Here is a 25,198-nt window from a genome sequence, read left to right on the forward strand (position 1 = left end):
ACCAACCGTGAATCGACCCTGTACCGAAAGCGGACGACCGCCTCACCGTCGACGTCAGTGCTCGCTCTCGAGGCCGCCGACGTGCTTCTGCGTGTAAAGTTCGAGACCGATCCGGTTGATCAGGTCGAGCTGGGTCTCGAGGAAATCGATGTGATGCTCCTCGTCCTTCATCAGTTGCTCGAACAGGTCGCGCGACACGTAGTCCTTCACGCCGTGACAATAGGTTGCGGCTTCCTGATACAGCGTCCGCGCGCCGATCTCGGCGGCGAGATCGCACTCGATGATCTCCTTGACGTTCTGGCCGATGCGCAGCGGATCGAGCACCTGCATGTTGGGGAAGCCGTCGAGGAAGAGAATGCGGTCGGTGAACTTGTCGGCGTGCTCCATCTCCTCGATGGATTCCTTGCGCCAGACCTTCGCCATGTCGAGAAGGCCCCAATTGTTCAACAGGCGATAGTGCAGCCAATATTGGTTGATGGCAGTCAGCTCGCTGCGCAATCCCTTGTTGAGATATTCGATGACCTTGGGGTCGCCCTGCATGGATAAGCTCCGAAAAAGTTAGAGGCCGCAGGCGCTCAATAACAGGTTCGAAGTGCGGAGACGACCCCCGTTCATGTGCATTTTTAGGGCGGAAAGCACGCGACCGAGGGCAAACGCCTGTCAGCAGGCGGCGAGCGCGAACCGGCTCTGAAGGTCGTCATCGATCGCCTGCACCGGCGCCGCCCCATGATGGTGGCCGTGCTGACAGCCAACCTGGCAGGAGCGGGCGCAAGGACCCAGCGCCTCGTCGATGATCGTCTTGATCGTGCGCGCACAGCGGCCGCATTCCGCGCTGCACCCCAGGCAACCGTAGACCTGCTTGGGGTTCCGCGGCAGTTCGTCCGCAGACTTCACCGCGTTGCGGATGTCGTGATCGCTGATGACGTTGCAGGAACAAACAATCATGAGAAACCGGCCAATCGTCCTTGGTCAGGTATCGATAGTCATCCGCAGCTACCCGCGCAAAGGGAAAACGGCGCTTTTGAAGCGATTCCAATTTCCAGATCAATCTAGAACGACTCCAACTATGCGAGCTTGCCGCAGATCAAAGTCGTCGCCGGACGACCATCGAGTGGCGATCGAGCAGCCGGAACTCAGTCGCCCCCACCCCCGTCGCCTCCACCACTGTCACCACCGTCACCCCCGCCATCGATCGGGTTTCCCACGACGTCTGACGAGGTATTGGAAAACCAACTCGCAAGTTCGATCCCCTGGCCGTCGTGCGATGAGCTGCCGGAATCGCTGATGGTGGTGTCGGTGGAAGAGCGGCGGCGGTTGGGCCCGCGGTCGGCGCGAACCAGCAGCGCGTAGCAGATGGCCGAGGTCAGTCCGATCGCCACGACGATCGTCATCGTGGGAGTCATGCCTGCTCCGAACCGGCGTCAAATTTTGTGCACTGCAGCATTGAACGCATCCTTGAGATGGGTCGTCCAATGGAACGCGCCCGTTCATTGATCATTCAAGCGGGATATGTGAACCTGCCGTATCGCTTGATGCGCGATCCGCCGACTTGGAGTGAGAGAGGTTAAGGTCATGAAGAAGACTCTTGCGGCCCTGGCCGCCGTCGCGACGCTGTCGACCGCAGCGCTGGCCCCTGCTCCTGCTGAAGCGCGCAATGGTCGTGTCGCCGCCGGTGTCGCTGCCGGCCTGCTCGGCGGCGCCCTCATCGGTGGCGCCATCGCTGCGGGCAGCAATCCCTATTATTACGGGCCGGGCTACTCCTACTCGCCAGGATATTCTTACGGGCCGGGCTACTCCTATTACGGCGGGCCTGCCTACGTCGCCGATCCCGGCTATGCCTGCTATTGGCAACGCCAGCGCTTCTGGGACGGCTACGGCTGGCGGCTTCGCCGCGTCCGCGTTTGCGAGTGATCGTTCACCTTCATTAATTCCATGACCTTGCACCGGAATTTTGAGAACGGCGGCCTCCACGGCCAGAAAAAACCGTTTTTCCGTCGCATCAGGTCGGACAGAGTTTACGAAGGGTTGACGGATTGTCGTGTTTTCTCACGATACTGACGGCCCCTGATCGTGCGTGAATCACCAACCTGGTGCCCGCGAGGGCGCCTTCCAGGAGATCTCGGAACATGAAGAAGATCCTGACCGCAGTGCTTGCGGTTGCGACCATCGCCGGGTCGCTGAGCGTGACGGCACCAGCCGCCAAGGCTGGCGACGTGGGTGCCGGCGTGGCTGCCGGCCTGATCGGCGGCGCCCTGATCGGCGGCGCGATCGCGTCCAGCCGCCCGGCCTATGGTGGTCCGGTCTATGTCGAAGCCCCTCCGCCGGGCCCGCCGCCGTGCGTGTGGCGCCGTGAGCGCTATTGGGACGGCTACGGCTGGGTGTCGCGCCCGGTTCGCGTCTGCTACTGATCCTGACGACGCATAGCGTTGCAGCAAGCCCGGCCCTGCGGCCGGGCTTTTTGCTGCCGGCCAACCCGCTGAATTCGGTCGATCAGCGCGCGGCGTTGATCGCCTGCAGCACCGACTCGCTCGGCCAGCAGTCGACCTTCAGGCCCGCCTTCTTCTGAAATGCGCCGAGCGCGGCGCGGGTCTGCATGCCGGCCTTGCCGTCCAGCTTGTCGCCGTAGAGACCGAGCCGCGTCAGGCCCTTCTGCATCGCCTCGACGTCCTTGCTCCGAAGCTGCTTCGACGCCGCCCACGGCGTCGCGAACGGGGCCGAACTCGTCATGCGGTCCGCGAGGTGGCCGACGAACAGCACGTAGAGATCGGAGAAATTGTACTCCTTGATGACGAAGTAGTTCGCCGTCGTCAGGAAAGCCGGACCATAGATGCCCTCAGGCTGCAGCAGCGACGCTGGCTGCCGCTGCTCGGCGGCGCTCAGCCGCTGGCCACGCACCGGGACGAAGCCGGCCCGCAGCCATTCGCCGATCGGCTTCTTCACCTCCGGCACACCCATCGCGCAATCGACATTGGCAGGCGGCTTGACCTCGTAGGCCCAGCGCACGCCGCGCTGCCAGCCCTTGTTCGCAAGCTGCAGCGCCGCCGAGCCCAGCGCGTCCGGCACCGAATGCCAGAGATCGACCTTGCCGTCGCCATCGAGATCGACGCCGTGCTTGTAGTACTCCGACGGCAGGAACTGGGTGAGCCCGACCGCCCCGCCCCATGAGGCCCTGAGATCGCCGCGCGACACGACACCGTCGCTCAGCATCTTCAGCGCCATGATGAACTCGGTGCGGTACTGGTCCTTGCGCCGGCCGACATAGGCCTGCGTCGCCAGCACGCGCAGCGCATCGTAGGGCAGCGCATAGCGGCCGAAATCGGTTTCGCGGCCCCAGATCGCGAGCACAACCGGCCCCGGCACGCCGAAGCGGCGTTCGATCTCGGCGAGCGCCGAACGATATTTCTGGATCAGCTTCTCACCATGCGCGGCCAGCCGCGCGATCGACGCTTCCTTGATGTAGTCGGCTGGCACCTGCACGAACTCGGCCTGCGCCGGCGCCCCCGTCGCGGGCCGGCCGGGCAGCAGCAGATCGGGAAGCTTGTAGTCAGGCTCCAACCCGCGCGTCTCGGCCTCGAACGTCGCGCGGGAGACGCCCTGCTCCTTGGCTTCGGGCCAGAGCGAGTTGACGAACTCCGTGAAGGCGGCGTCGGTCGCGCTCGCTTGGCCATCGCCAAACATGCAGAGCACCAGACCGACGAGAACGAGCCTGCGCAAACGGATTAGCAGCTGCCGAGCCATCCGATACGGCTAGCACAGCCCGCGGCCGTTGTGAACGTCAGCAGACCGCGCGGCGGAACTCGAGGCTGCCGCTCAATGCCCCGCCTGCTTCGCCTCTTCGATCGCGGCATTCGACAATTTGTCGACCACGGCGATGCCGATCGCGGAGAGGATGAAGACCGTGTGGATGATCGTCTGCCACATCACGCCGGTCTCGGTGTAGTTCGACTTGCCCGACGAGAGCGCGCCGGCCTCGATGAAGGTACGGAGCAGATGAATGGAAGAGATGCCGATGATGGCCATCGCCAGCTTGATCTTCAGCACGCTGGCATTGACGTGGCTGAGCCATTCGGGTTCGTCGGGATGGCCCTGCAGATTCAGCCGCGACACGAAGGTCTCGTAGCCGCCGACGATCACCATCACGAGCAGGTTCGAGATCATGACCACGTCGATCAGGCCGAGCACCGCGAGCATGATCTGCTGCTCGGAGAAATCGAAGGCGTGAGCGAACAGGTGCCAGAGCTCCTTCAGGAACAGCACGACATAGACGCCCTGTGCGATGATCAGCCCGACATAGAGCGGTAGCTGCAGCCAGCGCGAGCCGAAGATCAGCATTGGAATGGGGCGCAGCGCTCCGCCCTTGGAGGACAGGGTCGCGTCGGGGGAAGACATGATGGGATTTTCTCGCGGCTGGATGGGATTGCGGAACGACTATCTACGCAATCACGTCGCACATGGAAGCGACAACTGGCCGCAGCCTGGGCGCGACGCTTTGTCCCGGAACGAAGACAGCGTCGCGCCTTGCGATGTCCTGAGATCAGCGCGTCAGCTTCTTGTACTTGACCCGGTGCGGAATCACGCTGTCCTGGCCGAGCCGGCGCATCTTGTCCTTCTCATAGTCCTGGAAGTTTCCTTCGAACCATTCGACATGGCTGTCGCCCTCGAAGGCCAGCATGTGGGTCGCGATACGGTCGAGGAACCAGCGATCGTGGCTGATGATGACGGCGCAGCCGGCGAAGTCTTCCAGGGCCTCTTCGAGCGCACGCAGGGTATCGACGTCGAGATCGTTGGTCGGCTCGTCGAGCAGCAGCACGTTGGACCCGGACTTCAGCATCTTGGCGAGATGCACGCGATTGCGCTCACCACCCGACAGCGCGCCGACCTTCTTCTGCTGGTCGGCGCCCTTGAAGTTGAACGACGAGCAATAACCGCGCGAGTTGACTTCCTTCTTGCCGAGCAGGATCAGCTCGTTGCCGCCGGAGATCTCTTCCCACACTGTCTTGTTGCCATCGAGCGCGTCGCGCGACTGGTCGACATAGCCGAGATGCACGGTCTCGCCGATGGTGATGGTGCCGGCGTCCGGCTTCTCTTGTCCCGTGATCATGCGGAACAGCGTGGTCTTGCCGGCGCCGTTCGGGCCGATGACGCCGACGATGCCGCCGGGCGGCAGCTTGAAGGTGAGATTGTCGATCAGCAGGCGATCGCCGAAGCTCTTGGTCAGCCCCTCGAAATCGATGACGTTGTTACCGAGCCGCTCGGCCACGGGAATGATGATCTGCGCGGTCTGGGTCTGCTTCTCGCTCGCCTTCTTGAGCAGCTCCTCGTAGCGCTGATAGCGCGCCTTGGATTTCGCCTGGCGGGCCTTCGGCGACGCCGCGATCCACTCCTGCTCGCGCGCCAAAGTGCGCTGGTGCGCCGCGTCCTCGCGGCCTTCCTGCTCCAGCCGCTTCTGCTTCTGCTGCAGCCAGGACGAGTAGTTGCCCTCGTAGGGGATGCCCTTGCCGCGATCGAGCTCGAGGATCCAGCTGGTGACGTTGTCGAGGAAGTAGCGGTCGTGGGTGACGATCAGGATCGCGCCCGGATAGTTGCGCAGATGGCCTTCGAGCCACGACACCGATTCGGCGTCGAGATGGTTGGTCGGCTCGTCGAGCAGCAGCAGCTCGGGCTGGTCGAGCAGAAGCCGGCACAGCGCGACGCGGCGACGCTCGCCGCCGGACAGCTTGGCGACGTCGGCATCGTCGGGCGGACAGCGCAGCGCATCCATCGCCTGGTCGACCTTGCTGTCGAGATCCCACAGGCCCTGCGCCTCGATCTCGTCCTGCAGCTTGGTCATCTCGTCAGCGGTCTCTTCGGAGTAGTTCATCGCCAGCTCGTTGTAGCGATCGAGAATCGCCTTCTGCTTGCCGACGCCGAGCATGACATTCTCGCGCACCGTGAGCTTTGGATCGAGCTGCGGCTCTTGCTCGAGATAGCCGACGCGGGCGCCCTCGGCGACCCACGCCTCGCCGGTATAGTCCTTGTCGATGCCGGCCATGATCTTGAGCAGGGTGGACTTACCGGAGCCGTTGACGCCGAGCACACCGATCTTGGCGTCCGGATAGAACGACAGATGGATGTTATCGAGCACCTTGCGGGTCGGGTAGGCCTTGGACAGACCCTGCATGAAGTAGACGAACTGGCGCGCCATCGCGTGTCCCTTGAAGCCTGCCGGAATTTTCGGAAAATGGTTGCCGCTGATGTAACCGCGCGGTCCCCAAAGGGCAACCGGCGAGCCGGTCCTGACCGGAACAAATGCCGGGAGAATCACGGTCGTTCCTGCGCCGGGACGGGCCTCCCGCCCACGGACGAATACGGGTCCGTCACCTTGTGTGTGGCGGATCACGACAATTGCAACCATCTTTTAATTAATTCGGCGGGACACTCGGTCTCGGCCCGCAAGACCCCGCGCGCCCAAGCGGCAAAAGCCGCGACCGACAACAGCGAGAGCCCGTCATGGCAGCCTTCACCTCAGCCTCCCTGCCCGCTCCGGCGGCCCACCGCAACGACCGATCCGGGATCGTCGACGAGATCCGCGGCTTCTGGCGCGACTTCGTCACGCGAGCGTTCAACCCGTACCGACCGGAGCTGCATTACATGCGTGGCCCCGGCCCCGCCTGGCGCGCCAAATACGGCCATGACGCCGCGTTCCGGCTGAAGACCCGCCTCGACTGATATCGCCTGGTTCCGCGTCACAGCGGACGACGCCTTGCGCACCCAGCCCTTTGCGCGCAAGCATGGCTCCATTCCCGACGGCATTCATGATTGCCGCCGTTTCCCGATGAATGGACCTTGCCGATGACACGGCTGCGCTGTGCGATCCTCGACGACTATTACGATACGGCCCTCTCATTGGCCGACTGGCCCCGGCTGGCCGACAGAGTGGATGTGACGGCTTTCACACAGCCATTCGGCAACGAGGAAGCGGCCGCCGGCGCGCTCACCGATGCCGACATCATCTGTGCGATGCGCGAGCGGACGCCATTGCCGCGCTCCCTGATCGAGCGGTTGCCGAAGCTGAAGCTCCTGATCACCTCGGGCATGCGCAACGCCGCCATCGACATGGAGGCCGCCAAGGCGCGCGGCATCATGGTCTGCGGCACGCAATATGGTCGTGACCCCACCGCACCGCTCACCATGGGCCTGATCCTGGAGCTGACCCGCAGGATCGGCCAGGAGAACGCCCGCATGCATGCCGGCGAGCCTTGGCAGGCGCTGGGCGGCGTGGAGATCGAGGGCAAGACGCTGGGCGTGATCGGGCTGGGCAAGCTCGGCACCAAGGTGGCGGAGCTCGGCAAGGCGTTCGGCATGAACGTGATCGCCTGGAGCCCCAACCTGACGCCAGACCGCTGCAACGCGGCGGGCGTCGGCTACGCCACCAAGGAGGAGCTGTTCGCGACCGCCGATGTCATCACCATCCATGTCGTGCTCAGCGACCGCTCACGCGGGCTGGTCGGCCCCGCCGACCTCGCGCGGATGAAGCCAACCGCCTACCTCGTCAACACCTCGCGCGCACCGATCGTCGACGAGGCCGCGCTGCTGCAGGCGCTGCGCGACAAGCGCATCGCCGGCGCCGGGCTCGACGTGTTCTCGGTCGAGCCGCTGCCGGTCGCCCATCCGCTGCGCGGGCTCGGCAACGTCGTGATCACGCCGCATCTCGGCTACGTCACCGAGGAGAGCTTTCGGGCCCATTACGGTCAGATGGTCGATTGCATCGCCGCCTGGCTCGCCGGGTCCGAGCCGCCGCGCCGGCTGGCTTGAGGCAGGCGAGAGCAGCTCACAAAGCAAAACACCCTCCGCGAGGAGGGTGTTTCCAACGGGCTCAGCTCGGGCAAACGCGCCTCAGCGGATCGTGACCGGCGGCGGCAGTGGCTGCATGTTGGCCGGCTGGCTAGCCGGCACGGCCGCCTGCGCCTGGACAGGCGCCTGAGCCGGTGAGGCCGCGGCGGCAGCCATGTTCTTGCCGGAGCCCGGAGGTGCACCGCCCGGCATCACGACCACGCGGGTGCCGACCTTGACCCGGTCGAACAGGTCGGCGACGTCGTCGTTCAGCATGCCGATGCATCCTGACGACACGAACTTGCCGATGGTCGACGGCTGGTTGGTGCCGTGGATGCGGTACACGGTCGAGCCCAGATACATCGCGCGGGCGCCGAGCGGATTGCCGGGACCGCCGGCCATGAAGCGCGGCAGATAGGGCTGGCGCTCGATCATCTCGCTCGGCGGATACCAGTCCGGCCACTCGGTCTTCTTGGTGATCTTCTGCACGCCGGTCCAGGTGAAGCCTTCGCGGCCGACACGGACGCCGTAGCGCATCGCCCGGCCGTTGCCGAGCACCAGATAGAGATAGGTGTTGGGCGTATCGACGACGATCGTTCCCGGCGGCTCCTTGGTGACGAAGTCGACCTCCTGGCGGCGCAGGTTCGCCGGCAGCGGCGCCGGCGCCGCATCGGGTTGTTCCTCAGGCGGCAGGGCTGCCACCGTCATCGGCCTATCGCCGGCGGCCGGAGCCTGTGCGGCGCCCGCGACGGCGGGAGCGCCACCGACGGCGCCGGGCGGCCGCGGCGCGCCGGAGTCGCCACCGGGCGCGCTGTTGCCGTAGGCGCCACCATAAGCCTGTTGGCCGGAGGCGGGACGATCACCGTAGATCACCGAGGGCGGACCAGCCGGGCGGCCGTAACGCGGATCATCCGGGGACATCACGGGGCCGTTCGGAGCTGCTCCATAGACCGCCGCACCGGCCGGACGCCCATATCGGGGATCGTCGGGGGACAGGATGGGGCCGGTCGGAGCAGCAGCGCCATAGACCGGCGCATTGGCTGGACGACCGTAGCGCGGATCGTCCGGCGAGATCACCGGGCCGGGCGGCGGCAGGGCCGCGGAATTGCCAGGCGCATCCTCGTCGTCGAGCGCGTCGAAATCCTGCCCCTGCCCGCGCGCATCGGCCGGGTAAGGCGTCGGCGCCGGTGAATACGCTCCAGGCGCGGTCTGATAGACCTGCTGTGCCTCGGCAAACGAAGCTGCCGTCACGCCCGCTGCCGCGACCGCGCAAACCGTCAGGATTTGTCTGATCATCATCGCCCTTGCAGTATCCCCAAGCCGCCGATTGGGACCTTTGCTGTGCCAGATGGCCGAAGATAGCGGCGCATTCAAGACAATTCCGGCCAGAGCGGCCCGACTTCGGCAATTTGTGATCATGTCTCCGTCGTTGCACGGAAGTCTCACGCCGCCGAAAAAGTGCAGCGGAGCCCCCGCAGGCCCTATCGATGCCGTGATTTGCCGAGCGGGCGGGAACACTTCCGGTATTCTGACTTGAGCCTGATTCGCGATGCACGGCAGAAGCCGGCCTCGTCGCGGACGCGGCTATTCCCTGTGATCACCGCGTTCCCTACTGGCTCGAATGTCTCGGCAGTCCCGCTGCCGTGGCGAGAGTTACCGTCAATGCTTCCCGGCTTTCGTTTTCTGGTCGCCGCGATCGTCTGTTCCATTTCTCTCACCATCTTCGGCATGGGCGCTGCGGCTCTGTTGCGCGCCGCCCATGAGCAGTTCGCCAGCAACGCGTCCTGGCGCACGACTCAGGCGTCGGGCTTCACGACGTTCCTACCGCCGGCCGAACCCACGCCGGTGCTCGCGGTGCTGCGGGTGGATTCGATTCCGACACCGCCGGTGACGCCGCCGCCGGTCGTGGCCGATGCTGCCCCGGCCACGTCCGAACAGCCGAGCGCGCCGTCGACGGCGGCGCCGCTCACAGAAGCGCCCGAAGTGACGCCCGTTGCGGTGGCCACCGATCTGCCGACGCCCTCGCTGCCGGCGGAAACGGTCGACACGTCCCGCACCTCCGCCATTGTCGCGACCGCGTCCGCGACGAATGACCGGATCGAGAGCATCAAGCCGGAGCGCCCCATTCCGGACACGACCGCTTCGATCGTCGTTCCGGTCGAAAAAGCGTTCGACAAGCCGAGCATGGACAGCTCGCCCGAGATTGCAGCGACCGCCCCGCCGCGGGCGTCGCGTGAAGCTGCGGCCGCCGTGGTGGCACCGCCGCCGCCAGCTCGTCAGATCCTCGCCAGCGCCGATCCGATGATGACGACCGCAGCCGCCGCTTCAACCGCGCTCGCGCCCGTTCCGGCGGTGCTCGACCCGATCGCCGCCAAGCTCGCCGCACTGGCCGAACAGCCGGCTCATCAGGAGCGGCCCGCCGCCGGCGAGCATCGTGCCTCGGTGAAGGTCGCGAGCATTCAGTTGCGCCGAAGCATCCTCAAGAAGCGCCAGGCCCGCGAGAAGCAGATCGCGGCGCGCCGCGCCAACCAGCGGCGCATCGCACAGCGGCTCCGGTCGGCACGGCAAGCTGCTGCTGCTGCTGCTCAGCAGCAACAGGCCGCATTCCCCGATCCGTTCGGACAGCAGCCGTTCGGTCAACCGCAGGCGGTCAGCCAGCAGGCGGCCGGGCCGCGCACACGGTAAAGAGGAGCCGCCGATCAGGCTGGCCCGGTCGCAACCGGCGGTCCGTTCTCGATGCCCCACTCCGACCACGAGCCGTCGTAGAGCGCGGTGTCGCAGATGCCGAGACGATAGAGCGCCAGCGTGAGCACCGCCGCCGACACGCCGGAGCCGCAGGAGGTCACGATCGGCTTGGCGAGATCGACTCCAGCGGCGCCGAATGCCTCGCGCAACTGGTCGAGCGGCCTCATCACGCCGGTCGTCGCGTCGAACAACTCCGCATAGGGCAGATTGCGGCTGCCGGGGATATGGCCGGATCGGAGGCCGGGCCGCGGCTCGGCGACCTCGCCCGCGAAGCGCGGCGCCTGCCGTGCATCGATCACCTGCTCGGCATTGCCAGCGAGATTGGCAACCATCTGCTCGATCCGGCGCACGCGCGCGGCATCGAATTTCGCGCTGTAGGTGCCGAGCGCCGCCGTGACCTGTCCGCTCTCGACCGGGCGTCCCTCCGCCATCCACTTCTTCAGCCCGCCGTCGAGCACGCGCACATCCGTGTGGCCGAATGACAGGAACATCCACCAGGCGCGCGGCGCGGCGACCCAGCCGCCGGAATCATAGACCACTACCGTATCGCCATTGCTGACGCCGAGCCGGCCTGCGTCGCGGCCGAACTGCTCGGCGCTCGGATACATGTGCGGCAGCGGATTGGAATGGTCGGAGACCTCGTCGACGTCGAAGAACACGGCGCCGGAGATGTGCTCCTTCAGATAATCGTCCTTCGGCAGCGGCAGCACACCCGGCATCTTGAAGGTCGCGTCGAGCACCTTGACCCTGGGATCGCCCAGATGCGCAGCGAGCCAGTCGGTGGAGACGAGAGGGTCGTTGGGGGTGGTCATGCGTGGCTCCGGGGTCACTTTCGGTCCTCATGGCCGGACTTGATCCGGTCATCCATCTTCTTCAAGCGATGGACACGCGGGTCAAGCCCGCGCGTGATGGGCAGCGATCAATCCCTCTTCTTGGGCGCCCAGGCCTCGACCGGCCCGCCGGCGTCCCGCCACGCCGCGAAGCCGCCGCCGATATGGGCGACCGGTTTCAGGCCCATGTCCTGCGCGGTCTTGGCAGCGAGCGCTGAGCGCAGGCCGCCAGCGCAGTGGAAAATGAACGTCTTGTCCTCTTGGAAGATCGCCTTGGCATAGGGGCTCTGCGGATCGATCCAGAACTCCAGCATGCCGCGCGTACAGGAGAACGCGCCGGGGATCCTGCCCTCGCGCTCGATCTCGCGCGGATCGCGGATATCGACGATGACGACGTCATCGCGCTTGGCGGCCTCGATTGCCTCAGCCGCAGAGAGCGTGGCGATCTCGGCATTGGCTTCGTCGAGCAGCGCCTTGATGCCGCGGGTGATGGTCTGGGGCATTCTCTCGTTTCCTCTTGGCGTCATTCCGGGCCGATGCGAAGCATCGAACCCGGAATCTCGAAGTGGCAACGCAATGTCGGGATTCCGGGTTCGCCCTTCGGGCGCCCCGGAATGACAGCATCACCGCACCAGCTCCTTCATCGCTGCTTCCAGACCCTCGATCGTGATCGGATACATGCGCTCGGAGAAGATGCGGCGGATGAGGGTGGTGGACTCCGAATAGTCCCAATGCTTCTGCGCTACCGGATTGAGCCACACCGCGTGTGGATAGGTGCGAATGACGCGGTCGAGCCACACCGAGCCCGGCTCTTCGTTGACGTGCTCGACCGAGCCGCCGGGCACCATGATCTCATAGGGCGACATCGACGCGTCGCCGACGAACACGACCTTGTAGTCGTGCGGGTACTTATGCAGCACATCCCAGGTCGGCGTGCGATCGGTGAAACGCCGCTTGTTCTGCTTCCACACGCCCTCATAGAGGCAGTTGTGGAAGTAGAAATATTCCATGTGCTTGAATTCGCTCTTGGCGGCCGAGAACAGCTCCTCGACCTGCGCGACGTGGGAATCCATCGAGCCGCCGATGTCGAAGAACACCAGCACCTTCACCGCATTGCGCCGCTCAGGGCGCATATGCACGTCGAGATAGCCGTGGTTGGCGGTCTCGCGGATCGTGGTGTCCAAGTCGAGCTCGTCGGGCGCACCGGTGCGGGCGAACTTGCGCAGCCGGCGCAGCGCCACCTTGATGTTGCGGATGCCGAGCTCGACATTGCCGTCGAGATCCTTGAACTCGCGGCGGTCCCACACCTTCACGGCGCGATTGTTGCGGTTCTTCTCCTGGCCGATGCGGACGCCTTCGGGATTGTAGCCATAGGCGCCGAATGGCGAGGTGCCGGCGGTGCCGATCCACTTGCTGCCGCCCTGGTGACGGCCCTTCTGCTCTTCCAGACGCTTCTTCAAGGTCTCCATGAGCTTGTCCCAGCCCATGGCCTCGATCTCTTTCTTCTCTTCCTCGGTGAGGTATTTCTCGGCCAGCTTCCTCAGCCATTCCTCGGGGATTTCGGCCTTCTCCATCGCATCGAGCAGGTTCTCCAGCCCCTTGAATACGGTGCCGAACACGCGATCGAACTTGTCGAGATTTCGCTCGTCCTTCACCAGCGCGGTGCGCGAGAGATAGTAGAAGTTCTCGACCGAATGCTCGGCGAGGTCGGCGTCGACAGCCTCCATCAGCGTGAGATATTCACGCAAGGAGACCGGGACCTGCGCGTCGCGCAGCGCTGTGAAGAATTGCAGGAACATGCCCATTAGATCGCGCGGCCGGGAGGGCACGTCAAGGGCCGCTCCACGCCCCGCGCTGGACCCGCCCGCATTTTGCTCTACAATCCCTGGAACAACAGGCGAAATGGGGGCTTTCATGGGTATCATCGCAGCGCTGATCATCGGCGCCATCGCAGGCTGGCTGGCAGGACTGATCGTGCGCGGCGCCGGTTTCGGCCTGATCGGCAACATGGTCATCGGCATCATCGGCGCGCTGGTCGCAAGCTACGTGCTGCCGGCACTGCACATTGCGCTCGCCAGCGGCACGCTGGGGACGATCCTGGACGCCACGATCGGCGCCGTCATCGTGCTCGTGATCCTCTCATTGATCAGGCGCGCTTGATTATTTCTGCTTCCGATGGCAGCCATCATCTCAAGGCCGCAGCGGCGTTGCCGCTGCGTAGCCACTCAACACAAGTTCGAACGATGAGCGAGACGCGATGAAATTTACCGGCACCCAGGACTACGTCGCCACCGACGACCTCAAAGTGGCCGTCAACGCGGCGATCGTGCTCGAGCGCCCGCTGCTGGTGAAGGGCGAGCCGGGGACGGGCAAGACCGTGCTGGCCGAGGAAGTCGCAAAGGCCGTCAACGCGCCGCTGCTCACCTGGCACATCAAGTCGACCACCAAGGCGCAGCAGGGCCTTTATGAATACGACGCGGTGTCGCGGCTGCGCGACAGCCAGCTCGGCGACAGCAGGGTGTCCGACATCAAGAACTACATTAAGCGCGGCAAGCTGTGGGAGGCCTTCACGGCCGAGCAGCGGCCGGTGCTCTTGATCGACGAGATCGACAAGGCCGACATCGAGTTCCCGAACGACCTGCTGCTCGAGCTCGACCGGATGGAATTCCACGTCTACGAGACCAACGAGACCATCAAGGCGAAACTGCGCCCGATCGTCATCATCACCTCCAACAACGAGAAGGAGCTGCCGGACGCGTTCCTACGCCGCTGCTTCTTCCACTACATCAAGTTCCCCGATCCGGATACGATGGGCCGCATCGTCGACGTGCACTTCCCGAACATCAAGAAGCGTCTGGTCGAGGAGGCCCTGCGCATCTTCTTCGAGGTCCGCGACGTGCCCGGCCTGAAGAAGAAGCCGTCGACCTCCGAGCTCCTGGACTGGCTCAAGCTGCTGCTCAACGAGGACATCGGACCCGAGCAGTTGCGCGAGCGCGATCCGCGCAAGCTGATCCCGCCGCTGCACGGTGCGCTGCTCAAGAACGAGCAGGACGTGCACCTGTTCGAGCGGCTCGCCTTCCTCAGCCGGCGCGAGGTGTGAGGCGCCCGGCTCAATCCGACGGGGCCGAACGCGTCATTGCGGCGCCGTCCTCTCGATCAGGCGTCCGAGCGCGCGCATGATCCCATCGACAGCAATCGGCTTCTCGCAGCGGAGGATCTTCGAGAAGCGGTCCGGGATGACCGATTCGTCATAACCGGTGGTGAAGACGAAGGGCACGCCGCGCTCGACAAGCAGATCGGCGACCGGAAACGCCATGTCGCCGCGCAGGTTCACGTCGAGAACGGCGCCTTCGATCCGCCCCTCGCGTTTGATCAACGCGAGCGCGTCAGGGACGGTTCCGACCGGGCCCAGGATCGTGCCACCGGCGCCGCCGAAGGCGCAGCGCAGCTCGTCGGCAAGCATGTATTCGTCCTCGACGATGAGGATATGACGGTCGCGAAGCGAGCGTTCAGGCATGCTCATCGAGCTCCAGTGTGGTGAGCGAAACGGGAATCGATATCGTGCAACGGACACCGTCGGATTCGAAAGTGTATGAGGTCCTCGCGCTGAGCTGATAGGGCAAGGCCTGTTCGATCAGCTCGCGCCCTTGTCCGGTGCCGCGGGGCATCGTGGCTGGCGGCGGCATGTCGACGCCGCTCTCGCGCCACTCGATGTGCAGCCAGGGTCGTCCCTCCGCGCCTTCGCACTCGAGCGACCAGCCCACGCAGAGCCGGCCGGACGGCTGCGCCAGCGCACCATACTTGACCGCGTTGGTGGCGAGCTCGTGCAGCGCCATGGCAAGGGTCTGAACCGTCGACGACCGCAGCCGAACGCCGGACGGCCCCGAAAGCTCGATGCGCTCGGAACCGCCGGCGACAGCAGACAGCTCGCTGCGGATCAGATCGTCGAAGGTGACGCGATCATGCTCCTTGAGGCGCGACAGCAGGCCCTGGGCGCGCGACAGCGTATCCAGCCTATCACGGAAGCGGGCGCGAAAATCGCCGAGATCGGTGCTCGCGCGCGCCGTCTTGTCGGCCATCGAGCGGACCACGCCGAGCAGGTTGCGGGTGCGATGCTGCAGTTCGGCGACCAACACCTTCTGCCGCTCCTCCCATTCGCGCCGCTCGGTCACGTCGACCATGGCGCCGGTCATGCGGATCGGTCGTCCTGCATCGTCATAGAAGAAGCGCCCACGGCCGTACAGGCAGCGAATTGCGCCGCCCGGATGCACAACACGAAACTCGCTGACATATTCCTGGTGCGCCTCCATCGCGCGGTGAAGCGCGGCTTCGGCTGCGGGACGATCGTCGGGATGGATGCGCGCGGCCCAGACCTCGTAGCTCGGGGTCAGTTCGCCAACACCATAGCCTTCCATGCGAAAGTGCTCGTCCGACCAATACACCTCGCCGGTCGCGACGTTCCAGTCCCACAGGCCGAGCCGCCCCACCTCGACCGCGCTGCGCAGGCGCTCCTCGCTCTTGCGCAACTCCCGTTCGGCCTTGTTCTGCTCGGAGATGTCGCGCGCCGTTCCGAACCACTCGATGATCTCGCCGTTGCGCCCGAGAATGGGGATGGCGCGCGAATGAATCCAACCGAGGCTGCCATCGATCCGGATGACACGGTGCTCCAGCTCGAACATGCTCTTCGTCGCAACGACCCTGCTGATCGCCGCCATCACCTGCGGCTGATCGTCCTGATGAATGTATTTCGCGAGCCAGCCCTGGCTCGGCTTCATCGTATCGGCAATGAAGTCCTTGCCCTGCAACTGGCGCATCTCCCGCCAGTCAGGACTCATGCGATAGACGACGTCGGAGCTCGCCGTCACGAAAGCGCGATAGCGCTCCTCGCTGGCACGCAGCCGCTCCGTCGCCTCGGCACGCAGCCGGGCCATCTTGAGATGCGCCTCGACGCGCGCCAGCAGTTCACGCGCACTGAACGGCTTGATGAGATAATCATCCGCACCGGCCTCCATGCCTTCGACGCGGCTCTCTTCTGCGGCCCGGGCCGACAGCAGGATCACCGGGATGGTGCCGACCTGTTCATCGGCGCGCAGCCGGGCGAGCAACTGCATGCCATCGATGCGCGGCATCATCACGTCCGACAAAACGAGGTCGGGTTTGTCGCGGGCGATGGCCGCGAGCGCGGCTTCACCATCGGCGACGGTCTCGACATCGTAGCGCGCTGCGAGCAGGCGGCGGACATAGTCGCGCATGTCGGCATTGTCGTCGGCCAGGAGGATGCGGGGGCGCGGCCCGTCCCTGTTGGCGGAGGGGGCGGGGACGTCGATGTCCCGAACGGCGTGCGCATCGAGCGGCGGCGTATCCGGCAGCCAGCGCAACGCCTCCTCGATGAAGGGGCGCTCACCGCGGAGCATCGGCTCCTGCGCTGGCGCCGCGTCGACCTGGTCGGACGGCAGATGGCTTCGTCCCCTGGGAATTCTGACTACGAACGTGCTGCCCTGCCCGGCTTCGCTGGTCGCTGCGACGGATCCACCGTGCAGCTCGGCGAGCTCATGCACAAGCGCGAGCCCGATGCCCGAGCCTTCATGGGTGCGGCCGCGCGCGCCGGCGACGCGATGGAAACGGTCGAAAAGTCGCGGCAGCTCGTGCTGCGGGATGCCGGTTCCGGTGTCCTTCACGCTCAGCTCGAAATGACGATCGCAGGGGACGAGCCGGACCTCGATGTCGCCCGTGAAGGTGAACTTGAACGCGTTGGACAGCAGGTTGAGGACGATCTTCTCCCACATTTCGCGATCGACATAGGCCGGCTCCGGCAGCGGCGGGCAATCCACGATCAGCCTGAGGCCGGCGGCCTCGATCGCCGAGCGGAAGGTGCTGGCGATCTCCGCGGTCAGGCTCGCGAGGTCGACCGGCGCGTAGACTGCCTGCATCCTGCCGGCCTCGATCCGCGAGAAATCCAGCAGCGTGTTGACCAGCTTGAGCAGCCGCAAGGCATTGCGCTGGGCGATTTCCAACCGGTCGCGATCCACCGGCGGCAAGCTCTGCGACCGCAGCAGGACATCTTCGAGCGGACCGAGCATCAGCGTCAGCGGCGTGCGAAACTCGTGGCTGACATTGGCGAAGAACGCGGTCTTGGCCCGATCGATCTCGGCGAGCGTCTCGGCGCGGCGCCGCTCCTGCTCGTAGGCCAGCGTCTCGGCGAAGGCGCTGCCGAGTTGAGCGGCCATCAGATCGAAGAAGCCCTGGTGCTCGGCATCGAGGGCGCGGCGCGGATTGACGCCACAGATCAGGATCGCCGTCGCCTGCTCCCGGCCCGTGGCAACCGGCAGCGCAAGCGCCAGCTGTGGCGGCTCGGGCCATGCGCCGGTCGGCACGCCGGCAAATTTCGCACGATCCAGCACGACGCGAATCGGTGCCGCCGCACGCGCCGCCTCCCGGATCGGCCACAGCGCGCCTCCGTTGCCGTCGAGGGCAATCTGCGCCGGCGCGATCGCGCTGTCCGGCTGCACCCCCGCAGCGCTCAACAGCCGTGCCGATCGCTGATCCTCGCTGAGCTGGTAGATCACCGCAAATGGGACGTCATGCGGATTCTCGGCGAGGACATCGGTGGCTTCGCGACAAGCATGGGCCAGACTGTCGGCACGGCCGCGCGCGGCGAGATCGCGCAAGGTCCGCATGCGGCGCTCGCCCACGACCCGGGCCGTCGTCTCGATGACGGGGGTGAATACGCCGCCGACGCCGCCGGTCTCATCGCGAATCGGCGAATAGGAGAACGAAAAATAGGTCTCTTCGAGGTAGCCATGGCGGTCGATGAACAGCGGCATGTCGCGTGAGCGGGTCGCTTCGCCAAGCCCAACGACCTGCCGCAACATCGGGCTGATGACCTCCCAGATCTCGGACCATACCGCGCGCCCCGGTGCCCCCAGCGCGGCGGGATGCTTCTGCGAGCCGAGGATCGGGCGATACTCGTCATTGTAGAGCATGACGAGCTCCTGGCCCCACCAGATCAGGATCGGGAACGCGCAGTCCAGGCAGGTGCTGACCGACGTGCGCAACGACTGAGGCCAGCTCTCGGGCGGCCCCAACGGCGTTCGTGACCAATCATGGATGCGCATGAGCGCTCCCATCTCGCCGCCACCCTGCAGGAAGTCGGCCCCGCGCGCGAACGCCTGAAACGTTGCGCGACCGGCATCCGAATGCTGGTTCACTCCTGGTCCCTTTTGGCCCCTTTTTCGCCGCACAGTATCGCGAAATGCGCGCGGGCGCCAAGCACGGGCCCGAACGAGCGACAAGCGCATCGACGGGGAACTCGGCGGCGAGGCGGGTTCCATCTGTCCATCCACAGCCGATCTCGCAATTTGGGACAGTCCACCGCAAACGCTCGACGTGCGCGCCTGCGCTTGTTAAGCGCCAGCCTCTGCGTGAGGCGGGGTTGAGTCGGGGCACATGACGGTTGCGATCGAGATGGGGCAGACGGCGGCGGGATCGCCTGCAGCTCTCGACCTCGAGGAACTCCTGGCGACCCGGCTCCTGGTGCAGGGCAATTCCGGCTCCGGCAAGTCGCATCTCTTGCGCCGCCTGCTGGAGCAGAGCGCGCCCTGGGTGCAGCAGACGATCATCGATCCGGAGGGCGACTTCGTCACGCTCGCCGAGCGATTCGGCCATCTCGTGATCGCGGCCGAGGATCACACCGAGCGCGCGCTGCAGGTCGCCGGCGAACGGGCGCGGATGCATCGCGTCTCGACGGTCCTCAACCTCGAAGGCCTCGATGCCGAGAATCAGATGCGGCGCGCGGCCGCCTTTCTCAACGGCCTGTTCGAGATCTCCCGCGACCACTGGTACCCGATGCTCGTCGTGGTCGACGAGGCCCAGCTGTTCGCACCGGCCGTCGCGGGCGAAGTCTCCGACGAGGCCCGCAAGGCTTCGCTCGGCGCGATGACCAACCTGATGTGCCGCGGCCGCAAGCGCGGCTTGGCGGGCGTGATCGCGACGCAACGACTGGCGAAGCTCGCCAAGAACGTCGCGGCCGAGGCCTCGAACTTCCTCATGGGCCGCACCTTCCTCGACATCGACATGGCCCGCGCTGCCGACCTGCTCGGCATGGAGCGGCGCCAGGCCGAGGCGTTCCGCGACCTCGAGCGCGGCCAGTTCATGGCGCTGGGCCCCGCGCTGTCGCGCCGGCCGCTGGGCCTGCGCATCGGCCCGACTGACACCAAGCCGCGCAACGCGACGCCGCGGCTGATGCCGCTGCCGGAGGCCTCGCTCGAGGACGCCCGCGCGGTGATTCTCGCCGCACCGCCGCCCGAGACGAACGCGAGGCCGCAGCGCAAGCCGCAGCCCGAGCTGCTCGACCAGTTGATGGCGGCGAAGTCCGCCGCGCTCGAGCTGCGCCCCGAACCGCCGGCGCCCGCCGTCAGCGAGGAGGAGCTCGCCGAGCGCCGCGCCCGCGTCGAGCGCGTGCTGCGCGCCGTGCTGGCCGAGCCCGACGCCGGCTTTCGCGCCGTCGGCGTGCTCTATCAGGAGTTCGTCGTCCGCTGCCGCATCGAGGGGCTGGGCACGGCGGTGCCAGACCTCAACGAGTTCCGCCGCATGCTGACGCGCGCCCGCGCGGGGCTCGGCGGCGACGAGACGGCCGACGACGCCGGCTGGCGGGACGTCACGCTGCGCGCCTCGCTGCTCCCAGAGGACATGCAGGGCGTGTTCATGATGATCGCCCGCGCCGCCAAGGACGGCCGCCCCTGCCCGAGCGATGCCGCGATCGCCCGCGCCTATGGCTCGCACTCGTTGCGGCGGGCGCAGCGCCTGCTGACCTATATCGAGGACCAGGGCCTCATCGTCTGCCAGCTCGATGGCGCCGGCCGCCGCATCGTCACTTTGGTCGAACTCGCCTGGGCCACCGCGCCGGGTGATCCCAATGCCGACGACGCCGAGCAAAGTCTCGTCACCTCATCATCTTGAGGATGCGCCCGGATCGCTCCGGGCGCATCCCGATATCGTTCGCGATCAGGTCGCGGCGATCCTGCCCATCGCCGGGTCGCTGATGCTGGGCCGGCCGTTCTCGACATGACCCGCGAGCTGCCAGTTGAAGTTGGCATCGGTATCAGTCGTGACCGTCAGATCGTACCAGCCATGGGTCTGCTGCAGGCGAACCCGCGTCTCGAGCCGCTGTCCGCGCTGCAGGCGGTGCCGCTCGCTGCGTCCGGTGTAGTTGTCGGCCAGCGTCACGACGCAGCTCGCCCCCTTGTTGGTGAGCGCGATCGCGAGGCTGCGCGAATCGTCGCCGTCGTCCCAATCGCAGAGATGGACGGTGTCGACATCGACCAGCGCCGCGGTGGTGGCGACGCCGCCCTTGAAGTGGCGGAAGAAGCCGTTCGGCCCGTACACCGACAGATCGTACTGGCCGGCGCTGGCCGCAAGGTCCCATGCGCCCCGCAGCGACTTGCCTGCCTCGACGGTGTAGCTCCACGGTCCGGCCGCGGTGTTGCCGGAGCGGACGTGGAAGCAGACGCCCGCCTGCCCCGGATTGACGAAGCGGATCGCAAACGTCCTGTGCGCGGCGTCGGCATCGCCGTCGACGCGGAGATCGTAGGGCAGCGCGCGCGCCGGGCGGATGCCTGGTTCCTGCAGCGGCAATACCTGCTTGGCCGGCGGAACCGGGTGATAGTCGTCGAAGCGGGCACCGGAGGTGATGTCGGCGGCCGGCGGCTTGTAGCCGGCCGTGCTCGGCAGCGGCGCCATGCCTTCGTTGGGCGAGGTGAAGTTGAACGCCGAGGTGAGATCGCCGCACACCGCGCGCCGCCAGGCCGGGATGTTGCTCTCGAACAAATCAGGCGCCTTGTGATGGAAGCGGCGCTCGATGAAGCGGATCACCGAGGTGTGATCGAACACTTCCGAGCACACGAAGCCGCCGCGCGACCACGGTGACACCACCAGCATCGGCACGCGCACGCCAAGGCCGTAGGGACCAGCCACGTGGCTGCCGTCGCCGGCGAAGAGGTCCGTGCTGACATCGACGGTCGACTGGCCCCAGGCCTGCGACATCGCCGGATACGGGCCGACGGCATGGTCGAAGAATCCGCCGCCCTCGTCGTAGTTGATGATCAGCGCGGTCTTGCTCCACAGTTCCGGATTCGACGTCAGGATGTCGAGCACCTTGGAGATGTACCAGGCGCCCGGCCCCGGCAGCCAGTTCGGATGCTCGCTGAACGCTTCGGGAGCTGCGATCCACGACACCTGCGGCAGCGTGCCGTTGCGCACGTCGTTGCGCAGCCCGTCGAACAGGTTCTCGAACGTGCCGCCCTTGGCGATGTTGCTGCCGCGCAGCGCCTTCTCGTACAGCGGACTGCCCGGCTGCGAGTTCTGATACTGGTGGAAATACAGCAGCGAGTTGTCGCCGTAATTGCCGATCCACGGATTCTGGGTCCAGCCCCAGAAGCCTTCCGCCGTCAGGCCGAGACCGATGTCCTGGTAGACCTTCCAGGAGATGCCCGCCTTCTCCAGCCGCTCCGGGAACGTGGTCCAGTCGTAGCCGGCTTCCGCATTGGTGATGACCGGGCCGCCGCCCTTGCCGTCGTTGCCGTCCCAGCCGGTCCACAAGTAGTAGCGGTTCGGATCGGTCGGGCCCATCACCGAGCAGAAATACGAATCGCACACCGTGAAGGCGTCCGCGAGCGCATAGTGCCAGGGCAGATCCTGCCGATTCATGCAGGTCATCGTCGTGGTGCCCTTGTTGGCGATCCACTTGTCGTAGTTGCCGTTGTTCCAGGCCTTCTGGCCGTCGTTCCAGCCATGCGCCACGTCCTCGACATAGACCTGGCCGGCATTGTCGACGCGGAACGGCATCACCGATCCCGTGCCGCCCGGCTGCTGCCACACCGGGTTGCCGTTCGGCAGCTTCACGGCGCGCGGATCGTTGAAGCCGCGCACGCCGCGCATCGCGCCGAAGTAATGATCGAAGGCGCGGTTCTCCTGCATCAGCACAACGATGTGCTTGACGTCCTCGATGCTGCCGTGGCGGTTGAACGCCGGAATGGCATGCGCGCGCTCGATGCTCTGGCCGAGGGCCGCGGTCGCAGCCGACGCTCCGAGCAGCCGCAGGAACTCGCGCCGGTTGTGCGCGATCGTGTTCGACATCTCGTTCATTCCCCATGGTGATGACGGTGTCGAGCGACTTAGGTCGGCGCGTTAACAGCCGCGTGACCGGCCGGTAAAGGATGTGTGGCAGGCTTTTGACGCCGCGCGGCGGTGCGGCATTCGCGGCGGCGCGAAGGCGCCCTGCCGCGATCCGCGTCGAAGCCGCCATTGCCCTTGCGCCAGAGGCGAAAAGCTGAATGATCCGTTCGGGTTGAGACGACGACAGGCCGGGCCGCCCCCGGGTTTGGCGCGTTGCGTTTTTGAGGATGATTTGCATATGCCGACGTTGACGGTGCAAGCGGCGGGTCTGCAGGGAGCGCCGGTATGGATATGGCTGCAGGTCGTGTCCAACGGACTGGTCGCCAGCGCCTTCTTCACCATCGCCTTCGTGGTCGGCACGTTTCTGCGGCGGCGTTGGCGCGACGTGATGTTCCGCGGCATCGTCGGAGCGCTTGCGACCTTCGTGGCCGTCGTCGGGGTCACGCGCCTGCTGGCGATCGTCGATCTCTGGGTGCCGACCTCGACCATCACGGGCCTCATCAACATCTTTCTTGGCGTCACCTCGATCGGAATCATCGTCGTCATGATCAAGATGCTGCCGCAGCTTCTGGTGCTGCCGACGCGCATCACTTTGCAGAAGGCCTATGCGCAGCTCGAGGAGGAGATCCGCCAGCGCCGCGCCGCGGAGGCGATGGTGCGACGATTCCAGGAGATCGAGGCCAACGAGGCCCAGGTCCGTCAGGCACAGAAGATGGAGGCGATCGGCCAGCTCACCGGCGGCGTCGCGCACGACTTCAACAACATCCTGACCGTCATCACCGGGACGATCGAGATCCTCGCCGATGCGGTCAAGGACAAGCCCCAGCTCGCCGGCATCGCCGGCATGATCAGCGCCGCCGCCGAGCGCGGCGCCGATCTGACCCGGCACCTGCTTGCCTTCTCGCGCCGCCAGCCGCTGCAGCCCCGCGCCACCGACATCAATGCGCTCGTCGTCGAAGCCGGCCGTCTGCTGCGGCCGACGCTCGGCGAGCAGATCGAGATCGAATCGATGCTGGCCCATGACAGCGCGCCGGCGCTGATCGATCCGAGCCAATTGTCGACGGCGATCCTCAACCTCGCGCTCAACGCGCGCGACGCGATGCCGGACGGCGGCAAGCTGACCTTGGAGACCAAGAACGTCACGCTCGACGAGCACTACGCGCAACTGAACCGCGACGCCAAGCCCGGAAGCTACGTCATGATCGCGGTCAGCGACACCGGCCAGGGCATTCCCGCCCCGCTGCTCGACAAGGTGTTCGAGCCGTTCTTCACCACCAAGGACGTCGGCAAGGGCTCGGGTCTCGGCCTCAGCATGGTCTATGGCTTCGTCAAGCAGTCGAACGGCCACGTCAAGATCTACAGCGAGGAAGGCCACGGCACGACGGTCAAGCTCTATCTGCCGCGGGCCGCGAGCGCGCCGGAGCCGCCGGCGGCCGAGCCCGGCCGGCCGGCTGTCGCACAGGGCGACGAGACCATCCTGATCGTCGAGGACGATGCGCTGGTGCGCGACTACGTCGTGGCTCAGGTGCGCCGTCTCGGCTATCGCACGCTCGCCGCGAGCAACGCCGCCGAGGGCCTGGCGCTGATCGACAATCCGGAACGGATCGACCTGCTGTTCACCGACGTCATCATTCCAGGCGGCATGAACGGCCGCCAGCTCGCGATCGAGGCCGAGAAGCGCCGTCCCGGGCTGAAGGTGCTCTACACATCGGGCTACACGGAGAACGCGATCGTGCATCATGGGCGGCTCGATGCCGACGTGCTGCTGCTCGCCAAACCCTACGTCAGCGCCGATCTTGCGCGCATGATCCGCACTGCGCTGGAGGCGTGAGACTGACATCGGTCGTTGCGGTCGCGCGTCCGACATCTGATCGACGTTTCCAACAGCCCATCCTCGCCATGTCTGTCATCACCCGCGAAGCCGGGCGTGACGGCGGAGCTTGTAGAGGCTCATGCTGATCTCACATCCGCCCATTCTGCTCATGAGTACACGCTCTCGCAGCTGATGAGGCCCGAGTGATGCGGCGGTCACGTCCCCTCCCCAACAACGAGAGGGCGCAGGGAAGGCCGGGAGCTCGCCGCCCCCATGGCCCCCGTGCGGAAAGAATGCACGGGGCAGGAACCACAGGTTCGGCCGAGACATCCCGGCCTTCCCTGCGCGATGGCTCTACGAATTATACGTGATCTCCCTGGGGATCGGCTGTCTTGCCCCCATCGTCCGCGCGTGCCGTCAAGCAACGACCGCGGACTTGACCTCAGCGTCGAGAGGCCAGGACCACACGACTTCTCCGTACGCGCCGACTGCGCTCGTCTGGCGCAGCCATCACGTCCATCGCCCCCCACCTCCACGTATCGTGACGACGCGTACGTCCCTCTGCACGAGGCGGGTTGGCAGGAGATAAGCACATTTTCCGAAAAAGCGAAAGGAAAATTTTGTTGCGTGCGCGGGATGCCGGACTGCCTGGAAGCTCACGCCAGGATGAAAGCAGCGCCGCTCACCCAGCAAGGCGTCGCTGCGGCTCCTCGGCGCCATCAGGCCTGTATTCGAGCAGGTCGCCCGGCGGGAGACATCCTCGGCTCAGGGCCTATTGAATTGCTTGCGGGACAAGGGCGGCTCGATTCACAGGCACCCCGAGGAG

The 25,198-nt window shown here is 65.9% G+C and carries 22 protein-coding genes; 9 read left to right on the plus strand and 13 right to left on the minus strand.

The window, feature by feature from the left end:
- Window positions 1-54: 54 nt before the first annotated feature.
- The 3 genes from bfr to QX070_RS19365 all read right to left on the minus strand — a co-directional run bounded on the left by bfr (window position 55) and on the right by QX070_RS19365 (window position 1,391).
- Window positions 55-540 (minus strand): bacterioferritin, encoded by a 486-nt coding sequence (gene bfr / locus QX070_RS19355; RefSeq protein ID WP_315717837.1) that lies wholly within the window; start codon window positions 538-540, stop codon window positions 55-57.
- Between the two features lie 120 nt (window positions 541-660).
- Window positions 661-945, minus strand: coding sequence for a bacterioferritin-associated ferredoxin (locus tag QX070_RS19360; protein WP_315738584.1), 285 nt, complete (start codon window positions 943-945; stop codon window positions 661-663).
- A 188-nt stretch (window positions 946-1,133) separates the two neighbouring features.
- Window positions 1,134-1,391: a hypothetical protein gene (locus QX070_RS19365; protein WP_315738585.1), complete on the minus strand. Its 258-nt coding sequence runs from the start codon at window positions 1,389-1,391 to the stop codon at window positions 1,134-1,136.
- Between the two features lie 181 nt (window positions 1,392-1,572).
- On the opposite strand from QX070_RS19365, the gene QX070_RS19370 reads away from it, so the two are divergent.
- Both QX070_RS19370 and QX070_RS19375 read left to right on the plus strand, forming a co-directional pair.
- Window positions 1,573-1,911 carry a hypothetical protein gene (locus QX070_RS19370; RefSeq protein WP_315738586.1) on the plus strand — a complete coding sequence of 113 codons (339 nt, stop codon included), beginning with the start codon at window positions 1,573-1,575 and terminating at the stop codon, window positions 1,909-1,911.
- 215 nt (window positions 1,912-2,126) lie between these two features.
- Window positions 2,127-2,408, plus strand: coding sequence for a hypothetical protein (locus QX070_RS19375; protein ID WP_008964967.1), 282 nt, complete (start codon window positions 2,127-2,129; stop codon window positions 2,406-2,408).
- A gap of 82 nt (window positions 2,409-2,490) precedes the next feature.
- On the opposite strand, the gene QX070_RS19380 is transcribed toward QX070_RS19375, so the two are convergent.
- From QX070_RS19380 to ettA, 3 genes are all read right to left on the minus strand, one after another.
- The gene (locus QX070_RS19380; RefSeq protein WP_315738587.1) at window positions 2,491-3,678 is read right to left on the minus strand and encodes a lytic murein transglycosylase; all 1,188 of its coding nucleotides are present in this window, start codon (window positions 3,676-3,678) and stop codon (window positions 2,491-2,493) included.
- Window positions 3,679-3,810: 132 nt separating this feature from the next.
- Window positions 3,811-4,389, minus strand: a complete 579-nt coding sequence (locus QX070_RS19385; protein WP_315738588.1) for a TIGR00645 family protein — start codon at window positions 4,387-4,389, stop codon at window positions 3,811-3,813.
- Window positions 4,390-4,534: 145 nt separating this feature from the next.
- Window positions 4,535-6,184: an energy-dependent translational throttle protein EttA gene (ettA, locus tag QX070_RS19390; RefSeq protein ID WP_315738589.1), complete on the minus strand. Its 1,650-nt coding sequence runs from the start codon at window positions 6,182-6,184 to the stop codon at window positions 4,535-4,537.
- A gap of 305 nt (window positions 6,185-6,489) precedes the next feature.
- On the opposite strand from ettA, the gene QX070_RS19395 reads away from it, so the two are divergent.
- Both QX070_RS19395 and QX070_RS19400 read left to right on the plus strand, forming a co-directional pair.
- Window positions 6,490-6,708, plus strand: coding sequence for a hypothetical protein (locus QX070_RS19395; protein WP_315738590.1), 219 nt, complete (start codon window positions 6,490-6,492; stop codon window positions 6,706-6,708).
- A 123-nt stretch (window positions 6,709-6,831) separates the two neighbouring features.
- Entirely contained in the window at window positions 6,832-7,794 is a 963-nt protein-coding gene (locus QX070_RS19400; protein ID WP_315738591.1) for a D-2-hydroxyacid dehydrogenase family protein, read from the plus strand.
- A gap of 81 nt (window positions 7,795-7,875) precedes the next feature.
- On the opposite strand, the gene QX070_RS19405 is transcribed toward QX070_RS19400, so the two are convergent.
- Window positions 7,876-9,111, minus strand: a complete 1,236-nt coding sequence (locus tag QX070_RS19405; RefSeq protein WP_315738592.1) for a L,D-transpeptidase — start codon at window positions 9,109-9,111, stop codon at window positions 7,876-7,878.
- Window positions 9,112-9,474: 363 nt separating this feature from the next.
- Between QX070_RS19405 and QX070_RS19410 the strand changes: the two genes are divergently transcribed.
- Complete coding sequence (locus QX070_RS19410; protein ID WP_315738593.1) at window positions 9,475-10,497, plus strand: hypothetical protein; 1,023 nt, start codon at window positions 9,475-9,477, stop codon at window positions 10,495-10,497.
- Between the two features lie 14 nt (window positions 10,498-10,511).
- On the opposite strand, the gene sseA is transcribed toward QX070_RS19410, so the two are convergent.
- From sseA to QX070_RS19425, 3 genes are all read right to left on the minus strand, one after another.
- Complete coding sequence (gene sseA / locus QX070_RS19415; RefSeq protein ID WP_315738594.1) at window positions 10,512-11,369, minus strand: 3-mercaptopyruvate sulfurtransferase; 858 nt, start codon at window positions 11,367-11,369, stop codon at window positions 10,512-10,514.
- 107 nt (window positions 11,370-11,476) lie between these two features.
- Window positions 11,477-11,890, minus strand: coding sequence for a rhodanese-like domain-containing protein (locus QX070_RS19420; RefSeq protein WP_315738595.1), 414 nt, complete (start codon window positions 11,888-11,890; stop codon window positions 11,477-11,479).
- Window positions 11,891-12,010: 120 nt separating this feature from the next.
- Window positions 12,011-13,186, minus strand: a complete 1,176-nt coding sequence (locus QX070_RS19425) for a VWA domain-containing protein (protein WP_315738596.1) — start codon at window positions 13,184-13,186, stop codon at window positions 12,011-12,013.
- A 115-nt stretch (window positions 13,187-13,301) separates the two neighbouring features.
- Between QX070_RS19425 and QX070_RS19430 the strand changes: the two genes are divergently transcribed.
- The gene (locus QX070_RS19430) at window positions 13,302-13,547 is read left to right on the plus strand and encodes a GlsB/YeaQ/YmgE family stress response membrane protein (protein ID WP_315738597.1); all 246 of its coding nucleotides are present in this window, start codon (window positions 13,302-13,304) and stop codon (window positions 13,545-13,547) included.
- A gap of 97 nt (window positions 13,548-13,644) precedes the next feature.
- Window positions 13,645-14,487, plus strand: coding sequence for a MoxR family ATPase (locus QX070_RS19435; RefSeq protein ID WP_315717852.1), 843 nt, complete (start codon window positions 13,645-13,647; stop codon window positions 14,485-14,487).
- Window positions 14,488-14,520: 33 nt separating this feature from the next.
- Here QX070_RS19435 and QX070_RS19440 read toward each other — a convergent pair whose 3' ends face one another.
- Both QX070_RS19440 and QX070_RS19445 read right to left on the minus strand, forming a co-directional pair.
- Window positions 14,521-14,904: a response regulator gene (locus QX070_RS19440; RefSeq protein ID WP_315738598.1), complete on the minus strand. Its 384-nt coding sequence runs from the start codon at window positions 14,902-14,904 to the stop codon at window positions 14,521-14,523.
- A complete protein-coding gene (locus QX070_RS19445; RefSeq protein WP_315738599.1) occupies window positions 14,897-18,595 on the minus strand; it encodes a PAS domain-containing protein in 3,699 nt (1,232 codons plus the stop codon). Before QX070_RS19445 ends, QX070_RS19440 begins: the two co-directional genes overlap by 8 nt.
- 238 nt (window positions 18,596-18,833) lie before the next feature.
- Between QX070_RS19445 and QX070_RS19450 the strand changes: the two genes are divergently transcribed.
- A complete protein-coding gene (locus QX070_RS19450) occupies window positions 18,834-20,345 on the plus strand; it encodes an ATP-binding protein (protein WP_315738600.1) in 1,512 nt (503 codons plus the stop codon).
- A 45-nt stretch (window positions 20,346-20,390) separates the two neighbouring features.
- Here QX070_RS19450 and QX070_RS19455 read toward each other — a convergent pair whose 3' ends face one another.
- Entirely contained in the window at window positions 20,391-22,520 is a 2,130-nt protein-coding gene (locus tag QX070_RS19455) for a phosphocholine-specific phospholipase C (protein ID WP_315738601.1), read from the minus strand.
- A 277-nt stretch (window positions 22,521-22,797) separates the two neighbouring features.
- On the opposite strand from QX070_RS19455, the gene QX070_RS19460 reads away from it, so the two are divergent.
- Window positions 22,798-24,390, plus strand: a complete 1,593-nt coding sequence (locus tag QX070_RS19460; protein WP_315738603.1) for an ATP-binding protein — start codon at window positions 22,798-22,800, stop codon at window positions 24,388-24,390.
- Window positions 24,391-25,198 lie beyond the last annotated feature (808 nt).

Origin of the sequence: Bradyrhizobium sp. SZCCHNR1093, assembly GCF_032381175.1 — a bacterium.
In the GTDB taxonomy this organism is placed as follows: Bacteria; Pseudomonadota; Alphaproteobacteria; order Rhizobiales; family Xanthobacteraceae; genus Bradyrhizobium.

Excerpts from the sequence above, each read along its gene's own strand:
- bfr (WP_315717837.1), bottom strand. The coding sequence starts at position 540 with ATGCAGGGCGACCCCAAGGTCATCGAATATCTCAACAAGGGATTGCGC.
- QX070_RS19360 (WP_315738584.1), bottom strand. The coding sequence starts at position 945 with ATGATTGTTTGTTCCTGCAACGTCATCAGCGATCACGACATCCGCAAC.
- QX070_RS19365 (WP_315738585.1), bottom strand. The coding sequence starts at position 1,391 with ATGACGATCGTCGTGGCGATCGGACTGACCTCGGCCATCTGCTACGCG.
- QX070_RS19370 (WP_315738586.1), top strand. The coding sequence starts at position 1,573 with ATGAAGAAGACTCTTGCGGCCCTGGCCGCCGTCGCGACGCTGTCGACC.
- QX070_RS19375 (WP_008964967.1), top strand. The coding sequence starts at position 2,127 with ATGAAGAAGATCCTGACCGCAGTGCTTGCGGTTGCGACCATCGCCGGG.
- QX070_RS19380 (WP_315738587.1), bottom strand. The coding sequence starts at position 3,678 with ATGTTTGGCGATGGCCAAGCGAGCGCGACCGACGCCGCCTTCACGGAG.
- QX070_RS19385 (WP_315738588.1), bottom strand. The coding sequence starts at position 4,389 with ATGTCTTCCCCCGACGCGACCCTGTCCTCCAAGGGCGGAGCGCTGCGC.
- ettA (WP_315738589.1), bottom strand. The coding sequence starts at position 6,184 with ATGGCGCGCCAGTTCGTCTACTTCATGCAGGGTCTGTCCAAGGCCTAC.
- QX070_RS19395 (WP_315738590.1), top strand. The coding sequence starts at position 6,490 with ATGGCAGCCTTCACCTCAGCCTCCCTGCCCGCTCCGGCGGCCCACCGC.
- QX070_RS19400 (WP_315738591.1), top strand. The coding sequence starts at position 6,832 with ATGACACGGCTGCGCTGTGCGATCCTCGACGACTATTACGATACGGCC.
- QX070_RS19405 (WP_315738592.1), bottom strand. The coding sequence starts at position 9,111 with ATGATGATCAGACAAATCCTGACGGTTTGCGCGGTCGCGGCAGCGGGC.
- QX070_RS19410 (WP_315738593.1), top strand. The coding sequence starts at position 9,475 with ATGCTTCCCGGCTTTCGTTTTCTGGTCGCCGCGATCGTCTGTTCCATT.
- sseA (WP_315738594.1), bottom strand. The coding sequence starts at position 11,369 with ATGACCACCCCCAACGACCCTCTCGTCTCCACCGACTGGCTCGCTGCG.
- QX070_RS19420 (WP_315738595.1), bottom strand. The coding sequence starts at position 11,890 with ATGCCCCAGACCATCACCCGCGGCATCAAGGCGCTGCTCGACGAAGCC.
- QX070_RS19425 (WP_315738596.1), bottom strand. The coding sequence starts at position 13,186 with ATGTTCCTGCAATTCTTCACAGCGCTGCGCGACGCGCAGGTCCCGGTC.
- QX070_RS19430 (WP_315738597.1), top strand. The coding sequence starts at position 13,302 with ATGGGTATCATCGCAGCGCTGATCATCGGCGCCATCGCAGGCTGGCTG.
- QX070_RS19435 (WP_315717852.1), top strand. The coding sequence starts at position 13,645 with ATGAAATTTACCGGCACCCAGGACTACGTCGCCACCGACGACCTCAAA.
- QX070_RS19440 (WP_315738598.1), bottom strand. The coding sequence starts at position 14,904 with ATGCCTGAACGCTCGCTTCGCGACCGTCATATCCTCATCGTCGAGGAC.
- QX070_RS19450 (WP_315738600.1), top strand. The coding sequence starts at position 18,834 with ATGACGGTTGCGATCGAGATGGGGCAGACGGCGGCGGGATCGCCTGCA.
- QX070_RS19455 (WP_315738601.1), bottom strand. The coding sequence starts at position 22,520 with ATGTCGAACACGATCGCGCACAACCGGCGCGAGTTCCTGCGGCTGCTC.
- QX070_RS19460 (WP_315738603.1), top strand. The coding sequence starts at position 22,798 with ATGCCGACGTTGACGGTGCAAGCGGCGGGTCTGCAGGGAGCGCCGGTA.